Here is a 15,496-nt window from a genome sequence, read left to right on the forward strand (position 1 = left end):
GTTCTCTAGACGGACGTGGGGATGCTCGGCTGTTCGGAGACCCGGCGCCTGGCGCTGCGCCGCCGCTGCCATTGCCAGACTACCCCGTTGCGCCGGGCGAACAGGTAGACGACGACGAAGACCACGGACTGGGCCAGGACCACGGAGGCGCCGGTGGAAATGTCCAGGTAGTAGCTGGCGTAGATGCCGGCAACCGCGGCCGATGCCGTTATCGACGCGGCGATCAGCAGCATCGTGTCAAAGCTGCGGGTCAACAGGAATGCGGTGGCGCCGGGTGTGATCAGCATGGCCACCATCAGGATAATGCCGACCGCTTGCAGGCCCACCACAACGGTCAGGGCCAGCAGGCCCAGCATCAGGGCGGAAAGCCAGCGGGTGTTCAGCCCGATGGCGTGGGCATGGATCCGGTCGAACGCGAGCAGCGTCAGGTCGCGCCGTTTGTAGAGCAGCACGGCCAGCGTAATGGCGCCCAGGACGAGGACCTGGAACAGTTCGGCGGTGTTCACACCGAGGACGTTGCCGAACAGGATGTGCTGCAGATCCGTTTGGCTCGGAGTCTTGGAAATGATGGCCAGACCCAGGGCAAAAAGCCCGGTAAAAACGACGCCGATGGCTGTGTCCGCTTTGAGTTTCGTGGTGGACCGGACGGCGCCGATCAGCGCTACCGCACCGGCGCCGAAGATGAAGGCGCCCAGCGAGAACGGCAGACCGACAATGTACGCCAGCGCGACGCCGGGCAGCACCGCGTGGGATACGGCGTCGCCCATGAGCGACCAGCCCATCAGGATCAGCCAGCAGGACAGCACTGCGGAGACCACGGCCGCCGCCAGCGTCACTAGCAGCGCGCGGGTCAAGAAGCCGTACTGCAGCGGCTCCAGTACCCAATTAATGACGTCCATGATGCGCTCCTTCCGGGGCGGTGGCGAGGGCGGTTCCGAAAGCCCGGGCGAGGTTCTCGTTGGTCAGGACCGCTTCGGGTTTGCCGTGGGCGAGCACCCGCTGGTGGAGCAAGACAGCTTCATCGCAGAGCTGGGGGATGCCGGCCAGGTCATGGGTCGAGACCAACACGGTCCGGCCTTCGTCCCGCAGCTCCTTGAACAGGGTGATCAGGGCACTCTCGGAGCCCTTGTCGACACCGGCAAACGGCTCATCGAGCAGCAGCAGCCCGGCATCCTGGGCAATTCCCCGCGCCACGAAGGCCCGCTTCCGCTGACCGCCCGAGAGCTCGCCGATCTGCCGGTGCTGGAGCTCCGACAGGCCAACACGTTCCAGTGCTGCCGCCACAGCCTCCCGGTCGGCGCGATGCGCGCGGCGGGCCCGTCCCAGCCTGCCATAACGGCCCATCATGACGACGTCGCGGACGGATACGGGAAATGTCCAGTCCACATCTTCGGACTGCGGCACGTAGGAGACGACATTGAGCTTCCGCGCGTCCTTGGGCTCGACGCCGAACAGACGCACGTCGCCTTTGGTCGCCTGGACGAGGCCCATGAGGGATTTGAACAGCGTGGACTTGCCGGATCCGTTGACGCCGATCAGCCCACAAATGGTCTGCGGCCGGATGGTCAGCGTCACGCCGTCCAGCGCTATGACCTCGTTGTACGCCACGTGCAGCGACCTCACGGTAATGGCGTCGGCGCCGGTGGGAAGTTCATGCACACTCATGAGGCCAGTCCTTCTTTGATCAGGGCGATGTCATGCCGGATAAGGTCCAGGTGGCTCGGCACCGGGCCCTCGGGGCCGGACAGCGAATCCACGTAGAGCGGGGTGATGAGCTCGGTGCCGGTAGCTGCGGCAACCTGTTCCATGGCGCCCGGATTCACCGTGGATTCGCAGAACACGGCCGGAACCTGGTTCTGCTGCACAAAGGCGATCGTGTCTTTGATCTGCCGGGGTGTGCCTTCGGCATCGGAGTTTACCGGCCACAGGAAAGCTTCTTTCAGGCCGGCGTCCCTGGCCAGGTAGGAGAAAGCGCCCTCGCACGTAACAAGGGCGGCAACGGAGCCGGTGTCACGGAACGCGTCCTTCAGTTCCTGCATGACACCGTCCAGTTGGTCCTTGTACCGCTCGCCGTTGGCACGGAAGTCCGCGGCATGCACCGGATCCAGTTCGCTCAGGGCAACCACGGTGTTGTCGACATAGACCTTGGCGGCCTCCGGCGACATCCAGGCATGCGGATTGGGCTTGCCCTCATAGTTTCCGGAGCGGATATCCACAGGGTCGATCCCCTCGGACAGGACGGCGTGCGGGGCCGGAACCGCCGTCACAAACCGCGCGAACCAACGTTCCAGGCCCAGGCCGTTGTCGAGAATCAGGTCCGCTTCCTGGGCACCGACAAGATCCGAAGGAGTGGGCTGGTAGCCGTGGATCTCCGCGCCCACCTTGGTGATCGATTCCACCCGCACGTGCTCGCCGGCGACTTGGCGCACCAGATCCGCAAGCACCGTGAAAGTGGTGAGCACCATGGGCCGCTCGTCGGACGGCTCCGGTACGGCGGCCGAACCGTTGCCCACGGGACCGCAGGCCGTCAGCATGCTCAGCGACAAGACGGCCAGCACCACGGACCACAGTTTTTTCGGCATGCCTAAATTTATCGCAAAGCTGCACCGGAATAATAGGGTGCGGCAAAAATTTCTGCACGTTACCTGGCGGAGCGGCACGGAAGTCACGGAGCGGAGCGGGCGCAGAATGCCGACAAGTCGACGCAGAAGACTCCGAACCTAGCAGTCAGCCTTCCTAGCGGTCAGCCTTCACTGCGCGCCAGGTCAGGGTCAGGTAGGGGAGCCGGATAATCTCTTCCCGGGCATGGCCCAGATGTTCATGCAAGTACCAGTCAAGGTTTCCCAGCACTTTTGCACGCGTCTGTTCGTTGGCGCGCAGATAGTAGCTGCGCGACTTGACCAGTTCCAGCAAGTCGGCGGGCGTGAGCGGATCCGCCCAGTGGGTTTCGTGGCCCTCATGCCGGATGAACTCAGGGCCGATGAAGGGGCGGAAGTCCGGCCTGTAGACGTCACCGGCATGCATGATCCGGGAGAGCCGGTGGACCCAGGGAATGGAGACATCGAGCTGGTTCCAGATCAACCCCAGCGTTCCCCCTGGCCTCAGGATCCGGGCAGCCTCCGCACTGGCAGCGGCCTGATCCACCCAGTGCCAGGCCTGCGCCACGGTGACCAGATCGACGGCGGCATCTGCGATAGCGGTGTGTTCGGCCGTTCCCATCAGGATGCGGGCCGCGGGATAATTGGTTGCCAGTTGCTCCAGCATGTCGGCCGAAGGATCCACGGCGGTCACCCGCAGACCCCGGGCGAGCAACGCGGCCGTATATTTTCCGGTACCGGCGCCTACATCCGCGGCGTCCCGTGCCGACGGCGGCACCAGCCAATCGACGGCGTCATCAGGGTAGCCGGGACGGACCCGGTCATAATGCGCGCCACCCTGCTGGAAGCTGCTGCCGAACTCCCGGCGCCGTTCGTCGTCCATCCGGGGTCCGCCGCGAACCACTGCCACACTCCTCGTGCACCCACATCACTCAGTCACTGATCTGTCGCTGTCGCTGACGCTGTCATTGACGCCGCCAGCTGCCTGTGCCACTGAACAGGCGGCTTCGCAACGACGGGTCAATTAGATCATGCTCCATCCGGCGTGCAGGGATACGTTCCTAACCCAAGGAGCACGGTGCCGCCCCGGCGGTTCCCGGGGTCGCCGGTGCCCACTCGGGGAAGGCCCGTGTTTCAACCGCTGGAACCCAGCGTCCGCTCTCGACGACGTAGTCGTGGCACAGGCCGTCGCGGACCAGTGCTGCCACGCCGTCCGCGACTCGCGCCGCGTCCTCCAGACGGGAACCCAGTCCGAAGCTGGCACGGAGCGAACCGGACGGCAGCCCGAGGCGGTTGAGCAAGGGATGGGCGCAGAACTTGCCGTCCCGCACACCGACGCCGTGCTCGGCCGAAAGATACGCGGCCACGAGGCCAGCATCGTAGCCGGCCACCGAAAAATTAACGACGCCGATGGCATCCAGCGGGGTGGTCTCCTCGCTGAAGATCCGGTGCACGGTGACCGAGTCCACCGCCTCCAGCCGCTCCGTGAGGTACCCACGCAACACTGACTCATGCTGCTGCCAGGCGGCCTCATCCAGCTGTGCAATGTGCTCGGCAGCCCGGGCCAAAGTGGCCGCACCGAGCACGTTGGGCGAACCGGCCTCGTGCCGGGCCGGCCCCGTTGTCCAGACCACGCTGTCCAGCCGGACCTGTTTCACCGCGCCGCCGCCAGCCAGATGCGGTGTGCCGGAATCCAACCAGTCGGCCCGGCCGATGATAGCTCCCGCACCAAAGGGGGCGTAGAGCTTGTGCCCGGAGAGGACCACATAGTCAATGTTGTCCCGGGCGATGTCGAGCCGCCGGTGCGGGGCGAGCTGCGCCGCATCCACCACTACCCGGGCACCATGGCGGTGGGCAAGCCGAGCGGTTTCGGCAATCGGGAAGATCTCGCCGGTAACATTCGACGCTCCGGTGATGGCTACGAGCGCCACCTGTCCTCCGGCCAGCTCGGCCTCGATTGCCTCGAGTGTGGCGGCAACACTCGGCCGGGCTACCACGCTGCGATGCGGCACCGCCTGCCAGGGCAGCAGGTTGGCGTGGTGCTCGATGTCCAGGTAGAGCACTTCGCCGCTGTCCGGGATGCAGCCGGCCAGCAGGTTCAGGGAATCGGTGGTGTTACGGGTGAAGATGACCAGGTCATCGGTCCGCCCGCCCACAAACGTACGCAGGACCTCGCGTGAATGCTCGTAAACGGAGGTGGAGACCTGGGACGCATAGCCGGCTCCACGGTGGACGCTCGCGTAATAGGGGAGCAGCTGTTCCAGATAGGCCGCGACAGAAGCCAAGGCGGGCGCCGACGCGGCGTAGTCCAGATTGGCATAGCGGATGGTGCCGCCGTCCAGCAGGGGAGCGGCGAGTTCTGCGCCCGCAACTTCCTGGAACGGTTGTTCCGCTGCCAACAGTTCGGGGGACAGGGCGGATTCGATAACGGTGGTGCTCATGTGACCTCATCTGGTGAGGGATCCGTGCCCATGGCAGAGCGGATCCGCGCTTGCCGAACCAGTCCGGAACGGCCAGGTCGTCACCCGGGGCACCCCGCCGCGGTAGGAGGGTTGCCGGCCAGCAAACCGGGGTTTAGCGCTGGCACTCGTGACCTGCCATCGAGATTATTATCCGGCCGGAGCCGCCGCATCTTTGTTACGGGAACGAAAAGGCGGCCATCCCCGGAAAAGGGGACGGCCGCCGTCGTAATTCGTCACAAAGGCAGTGTCAGCGCCTGCCGTCCGCCTCCACGGAGGCCTCCGGAGCGGTTTCCGGCACGGGCGCCTCCTGCGGATGGGCGGCCGGACGCTGGCCACGCAACGCAGGATTGAGCCGGTAGAGCACCTCGTCGTGGAGCGTGCCGTTGGTGGCCAGCGCATTGCCGCCGAACGGGCCGTTCTCGCCCTCGAGCGAGCTGAACCGTCCGCCGGCTTCGGTGACGATCGGAACCAGTGCGGCCATGTCGTAGAGGTTGAGTTCCGGTTCGCAGGCAATGTCGACGGCGCCCTCGGCCACCATGCAGTAGGACCAGAAGTCCCCGTAGGCTCGGGTGCGCCAGACGGACTCGGTGAGGCCGAGGAACTCCGGGAAGTTGCCCCGTTCCTGCCAGCCGGTAAGGCTGGAATAGGAGAGGGACGCGTCCTCGAGCCGGTTGACATCGGATACCCGGAGCCGGGTGGCCGCGGACAGCGAACGTCCCATGTAGGCGCCGGTTCCGGTCGCGGCCCACCACCGCTTGCCCAAGGCGGGCGCGCTCACCAGCCCGACAACGGGCCGGTCCTCGTCCACCAGTGCGATCAGGGTGGCCCAGACCGGCACGCCGCGGACGAAGTTCTTCGTGCCGTCAATGGGATCGATGATCCAGCGGCGGGAGCCGTGGCCGCTGCTGCCGTACTCTTCGCCGAGGACTGCGTCGCGTGGCCGCGCCCGGGAGAGCTGGCCGCGGATGGCCTCTTCGGCGGCGCGGTCCGCATCCGTGACAGGGGTGAGATCCGGTTTGGTCTCGATTTTCAGGTCCAGCGCCTTGAAGCGGGCCATGGTCTGCGAATCCACGGAATCGGCCATCACATGGGCCAGGCGCAGATCGTCGTTATAGCTTTGAACGTCACGGGTCATAGGCTTCAACTTATCCTTATTTGGCCGCCGGATGCGGGATGTGAAGTCCTTAACCGACGACGGCGGCGCTACTGGAACCCGAGTTCCTTCGCCTGGGCGCGTTCTTCCGTTCCCAGCAAACGGCGCAGCGACGCCAGCCGTGCCGGGCCTGATTCGCCGGCCTGCCCGGAAGCCACCCACGCGTCCACGCCGCAGTTGACGGCGTGGTCGTCGTGCTTGCAGCCCCGCTCGCAGTCGGCGGTCCCGGGCTCCAGATCGGGAAAGGCGGAAATGATCCGGTCCGGGTCCACATGGGCAAGTCCGAAAGAACGGATGCCGGGCGTGTCGATGATCCAGCTGCCGGCCGGGGCATCGGTCAGCTTCAGGGCCAGCGCCGAGGAGGACGTATGCCGTCCCCGCCCGGTCACGGCGTTGACGCCGCCCGTGGCGCGTTCCGCGCCCGTGAGCGCATTAACCATGGTGGACTTGCCGACGCCGGAATGGCCGAGCATGACGCTGACCATTCCGTCCAGATAGCCCTTCAGCTCGGCCACGGCGTCACGGTCGAGACGGGCCGAAAGCCCGTCGGCGGACCGCGCATCAATCCCGAAGCCCTCCGTGCCGGCGGTCCGGCTGACGATGACGGGCAGATCGAGGTGCCGGTAATTGGAGAGCAGCTCCTCGGGATCCTTCACATCCGCTTTGGTGACGCAGAGCAGCGGGCTGATACCGGCGTCGTACGCCGCGACCAGGGCGCGGTCGATAAAACCGGTGCGCGGCTCCGGATTGGCGGCGGCCACAACGATGACCAGTTGGTCCGCATTCGCGACGACTACGCGCTCTACCGGGTCTGTGTCGTCAGCGCTGCGGCGCAGCAGCGTCCTGCGTTCCTCGATCCGCACCAGCCGCGCCAAGGTGTCCGGTTCTCCGGTGATGTCTCCAACCAGAGCCACGAAGTCGCCGGCCACTACCGGACTGCGCCGAAGCTCCCGGGCACGGGCGGCGACAACCACCCGTTCCTGGGAGGTATCTTCATCGACGACCGCAGTGTAGCGGCCGCGGTCGACGGTGATGATCCGGCCGATCACGGCGTCTTCGTGGGCAGGCCGTTCCTTGGTGCGCGGACGCGAGCCGCGCTTGTTGGGACGGATGCGGACATCGGACTCGTCCCACGTACGGTTGCCGCGCACCACCTTAGAGCGCTCCCGCCTCGGACTGGCGGACGGAAGTTTCGAACAGCTCCTGCCAAAGCCGGGGGAACTCGGGCATGGTCTTGGCCGTGGTGCCGATATCTTCGACTTCCACGCCCTCGACTGCCAGCCCGATAATGGCTCCTGCCGTAGCCATCCGGTGGTCCTCATACGTATGGAAGACCCCGCCATGCAGCGGTGTCGGACGGATGATCAACCCGTCCTCGGTTTCCTCGGCGTCGCCGCCCAGGGCGTTGATCTCCGCGACCAGAGCCGCCAGCCGGTCCGTTTCATGTCCGCGCAAATGGGCAATTCCGGTGAGTCTGGATTCGCTGCCGGCCAAGGCGCAGAGCGCCGCCGTGGTGGGGGCAAGCTCGCTGGTGTCGGCGAGCTGCGCCCCGGTGATCTCTGCCCCGCCGGTCACGGTGAGAGTGCCGTTCTCGTAGCTGACGGTGGCGCCGAGTTGCGTCAGGATGCTGCGCCACTTGTCACCTACCTGAGTGGTTTCCGCCGGCCAGCCCGGGATCCGAACCGTTCCCTTCGTGGCCAGTGCCGCCGCGAGGAAGGGGCCGGCGTTGGAAAGGTCCTGCTCGACGGTGAGGTCGAAGGCCTTGATCCGTCCGGGCCGGACCACCCAGTGGTTCTGCCGGGAATCGTCCACCTCCACTCCGACGCTGCGCAGTACCGCCACGGTCATGGCAACGTGGTCCAGGCTGGGGACGCTCTGGCCGGCATGTTCGAGGTGCAGCCCGTTGCCGAATCTGGCGCCGACCAGCAGCAGTGCCGAGACGAACTGGGAGGAGGCTCCGGAGTCGATGACCAGATGCCCGCCGTCGACGTCGCCGGAAGCGGCCAGCGTGAAAGGCAGCGAGCGGTTGCCGCCGTCGTCCAGCGGAACGTCGAGGCCACGCAGAGCGTCGATGGTGCTGCCCATTGGCCGCTGCCTTGCCTGCGGATCGCCGTCGAAGGTGACGGTTCCCGTGCACAGTGCTGCCAAGGGCGGCACGAAGCGCATCACCGTACCGGCCAGCCCGCAATCCACGCGCGTCTCGCCCAGCTCCCGGTCCTGCTCAATAGGGGTGACCAGCAGGTCGGGACCGAACCGGCCCTCGCCCGGCGTTTCCTCGACACGGGCCCCGAGCGCACGCAGCGCTTGGATCATGAGAACCGAATCACGCGAGTGCAGCGGTGCCCGCAGCCGCGACGGTCCGTCCGCCAGGGCAGCGAGCACAAGGTAGCGGTTGGTCAGGGATTTCGAGGCCGGTACGTAAACGGTGGCATCGACCGGCCCCTGGGCGAAAGGTGCGGGCCAGTTAGTGCTGTTGCTGCCGGTGCTTGCTTGCTCAGTCATGAAAACTAGGAACCCACCACATCGGAGGCGGCTGCACGCACGGTCCGCTCAGCCTTCTGCAGCTGCTTGCGGGCATCCTTGCTCAGGGTGCTGGCGTTCTTGCGGGCATCCTTGCTGAAGGACTGCACGTTTTTGCGCGCGTCAGAGGCGAGATGTTCGGCACGCCAGACCAGTCCGGGGCGGCCGTTGGTATCGACGGCCGCCAGCAGAACGCCGCCGATGAGGGACACGTTCTTGAGCAACTGGTTACGCCGGGTCCGGCGGGATTCAGGCGAGGTAGCGTCCGCGGCGTTGAATTCCACCAGTGCGTTCGCCGCTGCCGTTCCTGCCAGAAGCAGTGCCGCGATGCGCGGGAATTTGCCGATCCCCAGCAAAACGCCGGCCCCAACCTGAGTGGCACCAATGACCTGGGCAACCAGCTTTTCGTTGCCTGTTACCGGTGCTGCGGAGGGGACCATGGTCTGGACCTGCCGCAGTGCCGGCTGAAGCTGGTCCGCGGTGTCCTGCACGTTTCGCAAACGATCGACTCCCGAAGCCACAAACGTTGCGGCAAGCATCGGGCGGGCAACAAAGCGAACGATGGTCATAAGTACCTCCTGGCTGGCGCTGTCCGCAATGCGGAAGCTGTTTCTAGGGCTGCTGGTGACGCTGTTCTCTAGTCTGGCACTTTTGCGTGCAGTGTACATCCTGCGTGCGCAACGTCGTTCGTCCGAGATGACCGCAGCTGGAATAAGGACAGTGCCTGCATCGTTGTGAAGAAGAGCAATAGGTGCGGGTTCTCGAACATAGCGCCGGCGCCAACGTGTCGAAAGGACAACCAGTGCCATTAGCAACCCTCCAACCTGCTGCGGGCCAGCAGCTACGGTTGGGCCCTGCCCGGAAGACCTCCAGCGTAGACTTGGTGCCGATGACAACAGACAAATCCGATGAGGCTGCCCCCCTGGAGGCTGCGGAGGAATCCGCGCCGGCAGCGGCCGCTGACACCGAGACACCAGAAGAACGCAGCGCCCGCTTCGAGCGCGACGCCATGCAGTATGTGGACCAGCTCTACTCAGCTGCCATGCGTATGGCCCGCAACCCCAGCGATGCCGAAGATCTGGTCCAGGAGGCGTACACGAAGGCGTTTTCGGCCTTCCATCAGTACAAGCCGGGGACCAACCTCAAGGCATGGCTCTACCGGATCCTGACCAACACCTACATCAACCTGTACCGCAAACGGCAGCGCGAACCGCTCCAGTCCAACACGGACCAGGTTGAGGACTGGCAGATGTTCCAAGCAGCTTCACACACCTCGACGGGGCTTCGTTCCGCCGAAGCGGAGGCATTGGACCACCTGCCGGATTCGGACGTCAAGGAAGCCCTCCAGGCAATCCCGGAGGAGTTCAGGCTGGCCGTCTACTTTTCAGATGTAGAAGGCTTTGCCTACAAAGAAATATCGGAAATCATGAACACCCCGATCGGAACGGTTATGTCCCGCCTCCACCGCGGACGCAAGCTATTGCGCGATCTGCTGGCCGACTACGCGCACGAACGCGGAATGGGCAAAAAGACGGACAAAACCACAGTGGGGACAAAACAGGAGAACGGCAAATGAGCGACTGCCACGGCTTGGGCGACTGCGAAGACGACCGCATGAAGCGGATCTATGAGTACGTTGACGGCGCGTTGTCCCGCGAGGACCTCAACGAGATCAAACAGCATCTGGACGGCTGCGAGGAATGCGCCCAGGAACACAGCCTGGAGTGCCTGATCCGAAGCGTGGTCAAGAGGTCGTGCCAAGAGGCTGCACCGCAGACACTGAAGGAACGGATTCTGGACCGGATCGGGCATCTCGAAGCCGCTGACCCGGTACAGGCCGACGCCTAGAACTGCCTGCCGGAATAGATAAAGCAGGAACCCCCGCAAACCTGACGGTCTGCGGGGGTTCCTGCTTTATTCAGCTGGCGGGTGACCCGTAAGCCATACCGGAAAAACCGGTTGCTTAGGTGTTGGGGCGCTTACCGTGGTTTGCGCCGCCGCGCTTACGGTCACGACGCTTGCGTGCTCGCTTGCTCATAGCTGCCTCCTTACCTGGATGAAAAAGAACTGCGTACCAGTCTCCCACATCCGCCCATGCAGGCCTAACCGGTGACGGCTACTGAACCGGTTTGACGGGCGGACCTCGGCCGGGGGATGGGAGTCAGGCGGGCTCGGGCAGTTCCAGCCAGCTGTACCAGCCGCGGTGGAGGACCAACCAAGCGATCAATCCGTAGCCGGCCTGTCCGGGAGCGCCGCCGTTAGCGGCAAGATCGGTGCGCCACTGTTCGTGGTTGAGTAGGGGAGTGAAGGTATCAACGTAGACATGTTTGCGCCGGGTCGTGACATCGCCGAATGCGGCCGACAGTTCGGCAAGGCGTTGGTTGCGCTCTGCATCGAGGCCGGGCGGCGGACCTACGACGAAAGCCTTGACGCTTAACTGTGCTGCACCATCAAGAATGTTGGCCAGATTCAGCCGGCTCCGGGCCGTCGTCAGCTCCAGATCCAGGTCGCGGTCGGACAGCCCGATAACGAGCCGGTTTTCGTAGCCGTCATCAAACCGCCGTCCTGCCTCCTGCAGCCAGCGTCCGGCAAGCTCCTCTGTGCCCTCGTTGGGGGATGCCAGTGTGAACGATTCGAGGCTGGCCGGCGCGGGATTGGTACGGGCCAGAGTCCGTCCGAGCCAACCGAGGGCGCGCTGATCACCGGTACCGGCAAGGAGTTCATCGCCGACTGCGGCGATCCTGATTTTGCGTTGCTCCACAAGATGCTTTCTGGTTGGTTAGGGCAGGCGTCTGGTTAAAAAAGAAGTGGGTGGGGCGTCTGTGCACCCCACCCAACATCTTACTTATTTACGCTCAAACACCTTTTTCACAAGGACGTCTTGCTCGACAGCGTGCCGTTTGGCGGAACCTGTTGAGGTAGCGGCGGACGCGGGACGCGAAACCAGACGAAGGCTTGTGTCCACCCTCTGCGGCAGCATCATTCCAATAACCGGCCACGGTCCCTGGTTGGCGGGCTCGTCCTGGGCCCAGACCACCTCGGCGTTCGGATACTTGGCCAGTTCGGCCTCGATTTCCTGGGCTGGCAGCGGGTATAGCTGCTCGACCCGGACCAGAGCCGTCTTGGTGTCGCCGTTCTTCTGACGGGCAGCCAGCAGATCGTAGTACAGTCGGCCCGATACCAGGACCACCCGGTCGACTTCCCCTGCGTTCAGTTCCTGGACCTCCGGGATGACCGGCTGGAAGCGGCCCTCCGTGAAGTCCTCGACGTTGGCGGCGGCAGCCTTGAGGCGCAGCAGCTGCTTGGGTGTGAAGATGATCAACGGTTTGCGCGGACGGCTGTAAGCCTGGCGCCGCAACAGATGGAAGTGCGACGCGGGGGTGGTCGGGTTGGCCACGATCATGTTGTCTTCAGCGCACATCTGCAGGAAGCGTTCGATGCGTGCGGAAGAGTGGTCCGGCCCCTGGCCTTCATAGCCGTGCGGCAGCATGAGGACCAGCGAGGAACGCTGTCCCCATTTCTGTTCGGCCGAGGAGATGAACTCGTCGATTACGGTCTGTGCGCCGTTGACGAAGTCGCCGAACTGCGCCTCCCAGATGACCAGCGCATCCGGCCGCTCCACCGAGTAACCGTATTCGAAGCCCATGGCCGCGTATTCGGAGAGCAGCGAGTCATAGATCCAGAACTTCGCCTGGTCTTCGGACAGCTGCGTCAGCGGTGCCCATTCCTTACCGGATGACCGGTCATGGAAGACGGCGTGGCGCTGGACGAATGTACCGCGGCGCGAGTCCTGGCCGGCCAGACGGACCGGTACGCCTTCCATCAGCAGGCTGCCGAAGGCGGCAATTTCGCCGAAGCCCCAGTCGATGCCGCCTTCACGCGACATCTGCTCGCGCTTCTCCAGCAGGGCCTTGAGCTTCGGGTGCACGGTGAAGCCTTCGGGGATGCTGACGTGCGCCTTGCCGATCTGGGCGAGGACCTCGGTGCTGACAGCGGTGCTGGTCGGTACGCGGACCTCGTCTTCGGCCTGCTGGGACAGCGGGCGTTCGATGTCCGAGACGGCGGCCGCGTCCTTGGTGACAACCGGAATCGGCGAGGTCTGGGCGGCATGCGTTTCGGCGAAGACCCGTTCCAGCCGTTCCTGATAGTCGCGCAGTGCCTGGTCCGCCTCGTCCTGGGTGATGTCGCCGCGGCCGACGAGGGCTTCGGTGTACAGCTTGCGGGTGGAGCGCTTGGCTTCGATCAGGTTGTACATCATCGGCTGGGTCATCGAGGGGTCGTCGCCCTCGTTGTGACCGCGCCGACGGTAGCAGACCATGTCGATGACAACGTCCTTGTGGAAACGCTGGCGGTAGTCGTACGCAAGCTGTGCCACCCGGACAACGGCTTCGGGATCATCCCCGTTGACGTGGAACACCGGCGCCTGGATCATCTTGGCTACGTCGGTGGAGTACACCGAGGAGCGCGAGGCGTGCGGCGAGGTGGTGAAGCCGACCTGGTTATTGACGACGACATGCACCGTACCGCCAGTGCGGTAGCCGCGCAGCTGGGACAGGTTGAGCGTCTCCGCAACCACGCCCTGGCCTGCGAATGCAGCATCGCCGTGGATGATGATGGGGAGCACACCGAACGCACCGTCGCCCTGGTCGAGACGGTCCTGCTTGGCACGCACGATGCCTTCAACGACCGGGTCAACGGCTTCAAGGTGGGAGGGGTTGGCTGCGAGGTAGACCTTGGTCTCATTGCCGTTGTCGGAAGTGAAGGTACCCTCGGTGCCCAGGTGGTACTTCACATCACCCGAGCCCTGAACGCTGCGCGGATCCTGCGTCCCCTCGAACTCGCGGAACACCTGCGCGTAGGTCTTGCCGGCAATGTTGGTCAGCACGTTCAAACGGCCGCGGTGGGCCATGCCGATGGCCACTTCGTCCAGCCCGTCGTCGGCGGCGTCAGAGATCACTGCGTCCAGCAGCGGAATCAGGGATTCGCCGCCTTCCAGCGAAAAGCGCTTCTGGCCCACAAACTTGGTCTGCAGGAACGTTTCGAATGCCTCGGCGGCGTTGAGCTTGCCCAGGACGCGCAGCTGCTCTTCGCGGCTGGGCTTCGCGTACGGGCGCTCCAGCTCGTCCTGGAACCATTTACGTTCTTCAGGATCCTGAATGTGCATGTACTCGATGCCGGTGGTGCGGCAGTAGGCATCGCGGAGCACGCCGAGGATGTCGCGCAGTTTCAGCCGGGACTTGCCGCCGAATCCACCCGTGACCCACTCGCGGTCCAGATCCCACATGGTCAGCCCGTAAGTGAGGATGTCCAGGTCAGGGTGCTTGCGCTGGACGTACTCCAGCGGGTTGGTGTCCGCCATGAGGTGTCCGCGGACCCGGTAAGCGTGAATGAGCTGTTGGATGCGGGCAATCTTGTTGACCTGCAGTTCTACGTCAACCTGGTTATCCGGACGCCAGCGAACCGGCTCGTACGGGATCCGCAGGGCTTCGAAGATCTCGTCGTAGAAGTCCTGCTCGCCGAGCAGCAGTGACTCTACGAGCCTCAGGAACTCGCCGGAACCGGCGCCCTGGATGACGCGGTGGTCATACGTGGAGGTCAGCGTGATGATCTTGCCAACGCCCTGCGCGGCGATGGTCTTCTCGCTTGCCCCACGGAATTCGGCGGGGTATTCGAGGGCGCCGACGCCGACGATGGTCGCCTGGCCCTTGGACAGGCGGGGCACGGAGTGGACGGTACCGATGCCACCCGGGTTGGTCAGCGAGGACGTGGTGCCCGAATAATCGTCGGCAGTCAGCTTGCCGGCGCGGGCGCGCTTGATGAGGTCCTCGTAGTTATGCCAGAACTCCGCGAAGTTCATGGTTTCAGCCTTCTTGATGTTGGGAACAACAAGGAGGCGGCTACCGTCGGGTTTCGGCATGTCGATGGCAATGCCGAAGTTGACGTGGGCCGGCTGGACCGCTACGGGCTTCCCATCGACCTCGTCGTAGTGCACGTTCTGGCTGGGGAACTGGCCCAGTGCCTTGATGACTGCATAGCCGATGAGGTGGGTGAAGGAGACCTTGCCACCGCGGGCGCGGGCCAGATTCGAATTGATGACCACGCGGTTGTCGATCAGCAGTTTCGCGGGTACAGCGCGCACCGTCGTAGCCGTCGGTACGGTCAGGCTCTGGTCCATGTTGGTGGCGATGGCCTTGGCCGGACCGCGCAGGACCGTGACCTTGTCATCCTCGGTCTGGGAGTTGGGCGAAGACTTCGGCAGCTGGGCCGGGATGGGAGCCGTCTTCGGCTCGGACTTGCTGGCCGCATCGGCAGCGGCGGCGGGCACTGCCTTGTCCTTGGAAGTGTTGGGTGCAGGCTCGGCATCCGCGGGGATGCGCTTTTCCGCCCTGCGGTTGTCCGCGGTGGTTTCGGCGGAGGCCGCAGGGGTGCCCTTGGGCTCCTTGACTACCGGCAGTTGGCGCGTCTGGGGGTCGGTTTCCTCCCTTTCGGCGCGCGGCGCATTGCCATTAGCGGTTTGAGCTGAGCCGGCGCCGGCCGACTCGAAAATGCTCCACCATTTCTTGTCCACCGAATTCTTGTCCTGGAGGTACTGCTCGTAAATTTCGTCGACGAGCCATTCGTTACCGCCGAATTCCTCGGGTAGACGAAGATTGGGATGCTCTGGCACTTGTTATACGCCTCTTCCATGTGTTGCCGCTTGCCCTGCAGACCACACGCTGCGGCCCATGAATAACCTGCTGCAGTCGTCACGGGCGCGTGAGGTG

Annotated in this window: 14 protein-coding genes and 1 riboswitch; of the genes, 2 read left to right on the top strand and 12 right to left on the bottom strand. The window is 64.5% G+C overall.

Going from position 1 to position 15,496, the window contains the following annotated elements:
• Window positions 1-5: 5 nt before the first annotated feature.
• The 9 genes from HGO92_RS09770 to HGO92_RS09810 all read right to left on the bottom strand — a co-directional run bounded on the left by HGO92_RS09770 (window position 6) and on the right by HGO92_RS09810 (window position 9,301).
• The gene (locus tag HGO92_RS09770) at window positions 6-899 is read right to left on the bottom strand and encodes a metal ABC transporter permease (protein ID WP_169994232.1); all 894 of its coding nucleotides are present in this window, start codon (window positions 897-899) and stop codon (window positions 6-8) included.
• Window positions 886-1,665, bottom strand: a complete 780-nt coding sequence (locus HGO92_RS09775) for a metal ABC transporter ATP-binding protein (RefSeq protein ID WP_169994236.1) — start codon at window positions 1,663-1,665, stop codon at window positions 886-888. The genes HGO92_RS09770 and HGO92_RS09775 overlap by 14 nt, the downstream gene beginning before the upstream one ends.
• Window positions 1,662-2,582 (bottom strand): metal ABC transporter substrate-binding protein, encoded by a 921-nt coding sequence (locus HGO92_RS09780; protein WP_205834329.1) that lies wholly within the window; start codon window positions 2,580-2,582, stop codon window positions 1,662-1,664. Before HGO92_RS09780 ends, HGO92_RS09775 begins: the two co-directional genes overlap by 4 nt.
• A 154-nt stretch (window positions 2,583-2,736) precedes the next feature.
• Window positions 2,737-3,501 (bottom strand): methyltransferase domain-containing protein, encoded by a 765-nt coding sequence (locus HGO92_RS09785; protein WP_169994453.1) that lies wholly within the window; start codon window positions 3,499-3,501, stop codon window positions 2,737-2,739.
• Between the two features lie 157 nt (window positions 3,502-3,658).
• Window positions 3,659-5,038 carry an aminotransferase class V-fold PLP-dependent enzyme gene (locus HGO92_RS09790; protein ID WP_169994240.1) on the bottom strand — a complete coding sequence of 460 codons (1,380 nt, stop codon included), beginning with the start codon at window positions 5,036-5,038 and terminating at the stop codon, window positions 3,659-3,661.
• A gap of 41 nt (window positions 5,039-5,079) precedes the next feature.
• Window positions 5,080-5,192, bottom strand: a riboswitch (SAM riboswitch).
• Window positions 5,193-5,306: 114 nt separating this feature from the next.
• Window positions 5,307-6,194 (bottom strand): histidinol-phosphatase, encoded by an 888-nt coding sequence (gene hisN / locus HGO92_RS09795; RefSeq protein ID WP_169994243.1) that lies wholly within the window; start codon window positions 6,192-6,194, stop codon window positions 5,307-5,309.
• A 68-nt stretch (window positions 6,195-6,262) separates the two neighbouring features.
• Window positions 6,263-7,366, bottom strand: coding sequence for a GTPase RsgA (gene rsgA, locus HGO92_RS09800; RefSeq protein WP_169994244.1), 1,104 nt, complete (start codon window positions 7,364-7,366; stop codon window positions 6,263-6,265).
• Between the two features lies 1 nt (window position 7,367).
• Window positions 7,368-8,714, bottom strand: coding sequence for a 3-phosphoshikimate 1-carboxyvinyltransferase (aroA, locus tag HGO92_RS09805; RefSeq protein WP_169994245.1), 1,347 nt, complete (start codon window positions 8,712-8,714; stop codon window positions 7,368-7,370).
• Between the two features lie 5 nt (window positions 8,715-8,719).
• Entirely contained in the window at window positions 8,720-9,301 is a 582-nt protein-coding gene (locus tag HGO92_RS09810) for a DoxX family protein (RefSeq protein WP_169994247.1), read from the bottom strand.
• Window positions 9,302-9,621: 320 nt separating this feature from the next.
• On the opposite strand from HGO92_RS09810, the gene HGO92_RS09815 reads away from it, so the two are divergent.
• Both HGO92_RS09815 and rsrA read left to right on the top strand, forming a co-directional pair.
• Window positions 9,622-10,308 (top strand): sigma-70 family RNA polymerase sigma factor, encoded by a 687-nt coding sequence (locus HGO92_RS09815; RefSeq protein ID WP_169994249.1) that lies wholly within the window; start codon window positions 9,622-9,624, stop codon window positions 10,306-10,308.
• A complete protein-coding gene (gene rsrA, locus HGO92_RS09820; RefSeq protein WP_169994250.1) occupies window positions 10,305-10,580 on the top strand; it encodes a mycothiol system anti-sigma-R factor in 276 nt (91 codons plus the stop codon). Before HGO92_RS09815 ends, rsrA begins: the two co-directional genes overlap by 4 nt.
• Window positions 10,581-10,695: 115 nt before the next feature.
• Here the strand turns inward: rsrA and HGO92_RS24730 are convergent, their stop codons facing one another.
• From HGO92_RS24730 to HGO92_RS09830, 3 genes are all read right to left on the bottom strand, one after another.
• On the bottom strand, window positions 10,696-10,770 hold the full coding sequence (locus HGO92_RS24730) for a 50S ribosomal protein bL37 (protein ID WP_369299106.1): 75 nt from the start codon (window positions 10,768-10,770) through the stop codon (window positions 10,696-10,698).
• Between the two features lie 123 nt (window positions 10,771-10,893).
• Complete coding sequence (locus HGO92_RS09825; protein WP_074701639.1) at window positions 10,894-11,493, bottom strand: GDSL-type esterase/lipase family protein; 600 nt, start codon at window positions 11,491-11,493, stop codon at window positions 10,894-10,896.
• A gap of 84 nt (window positions 11,494-11,577) precedes the next feature.
• Complete coding sequence (locus tag HGO92_RS09830; RefSeq protein WP_169994252.1) at window positions 11,578-15,399, bottom strand: multifunctional oxoglutarate decarboxylase/oxoglutarate dehydrogenase thiamine pyrophosphate-binding subunit/dihydrolipoyllysine-residue succinyltransferase subunit; 3,822 nt, start codon at window positions 15,397-15,399, stop codon at window positions 11,578-11,580.
• Between the last annotated feature and the right edge of the window lie 97 nt (window positions 15,400-15,496).

Origin of the sequence: Crystallibacter degradans, assembly GCF_012952295.1 — a bacterium.
Lineage (GTDB): Bacteria > Actinomycetota > Actinomycetes > Actinomycetales > Micrococcaceae > Crystallibacter > Crystallibacter degradans.

Coding starts and splice junctions, on each gene's coding strand:
- HGO92_RS09770 (WP_169994232.1), bottom strand. CDS start 899: ATGGACGTCATTAATTGGGTACTGGAGCCGCTGCAGTACGGCTTCTTG.
- HGO92_RS09775 (WP_169994236.1), bottom strand. CDS start 1,665: ATGAGTGTGCATGAACTTCCCACCGGCGCCGACGCCATTACCGTGAGG.
- HGO92_RS09780 (WP_205834329.1), bottom strand. CDS start 2,582: ATGCCGAAAAAACTGTGGTCCGTGGTGCTGGCCGTCTTGTCGCTGAGC.
- HGO92_RS09790 (WP_169994240.1), bottom strand. CDS start 5,038: ATGAGCACCACCGTTATCGAATCCGCCCTGTCCCCCGAACTGTTGGCA.
- hisN (WP_169994243.1), bottom strand. CDS start 6,194: ATGACCCGTGACGTTCAAAGCTATAACGACGATCTGCGCCTGGCCCAT.
- aroA (WP_169994245.1), bottom strand. CDS start 8,714: ATGACTGAGCAAGCAAGCACCGGCAGCAACAGCACTAACTGGCCCGCA.
- HGO92_RS09810 (WP_169994247.1), bottom strand. CDS start 9,301: ATGACCATCGTTCGCTTTGTTGCCCGCCCGATGCTTGCCGCAACGTTT.
- HGO92_RS09815 (WP_169994249.1), top strand. CDS start 9,622: ATGACAACAGACAAATCCGATGAGGCTGCCCCCCTGGAGGCTGCGGAG.
- rsrA (WP_169994250.1), top strand. CDS start 10,305: ATGAGCGACTGCCACGGCTTGGGCGACTGCGAAGACGACCGCATGAAG.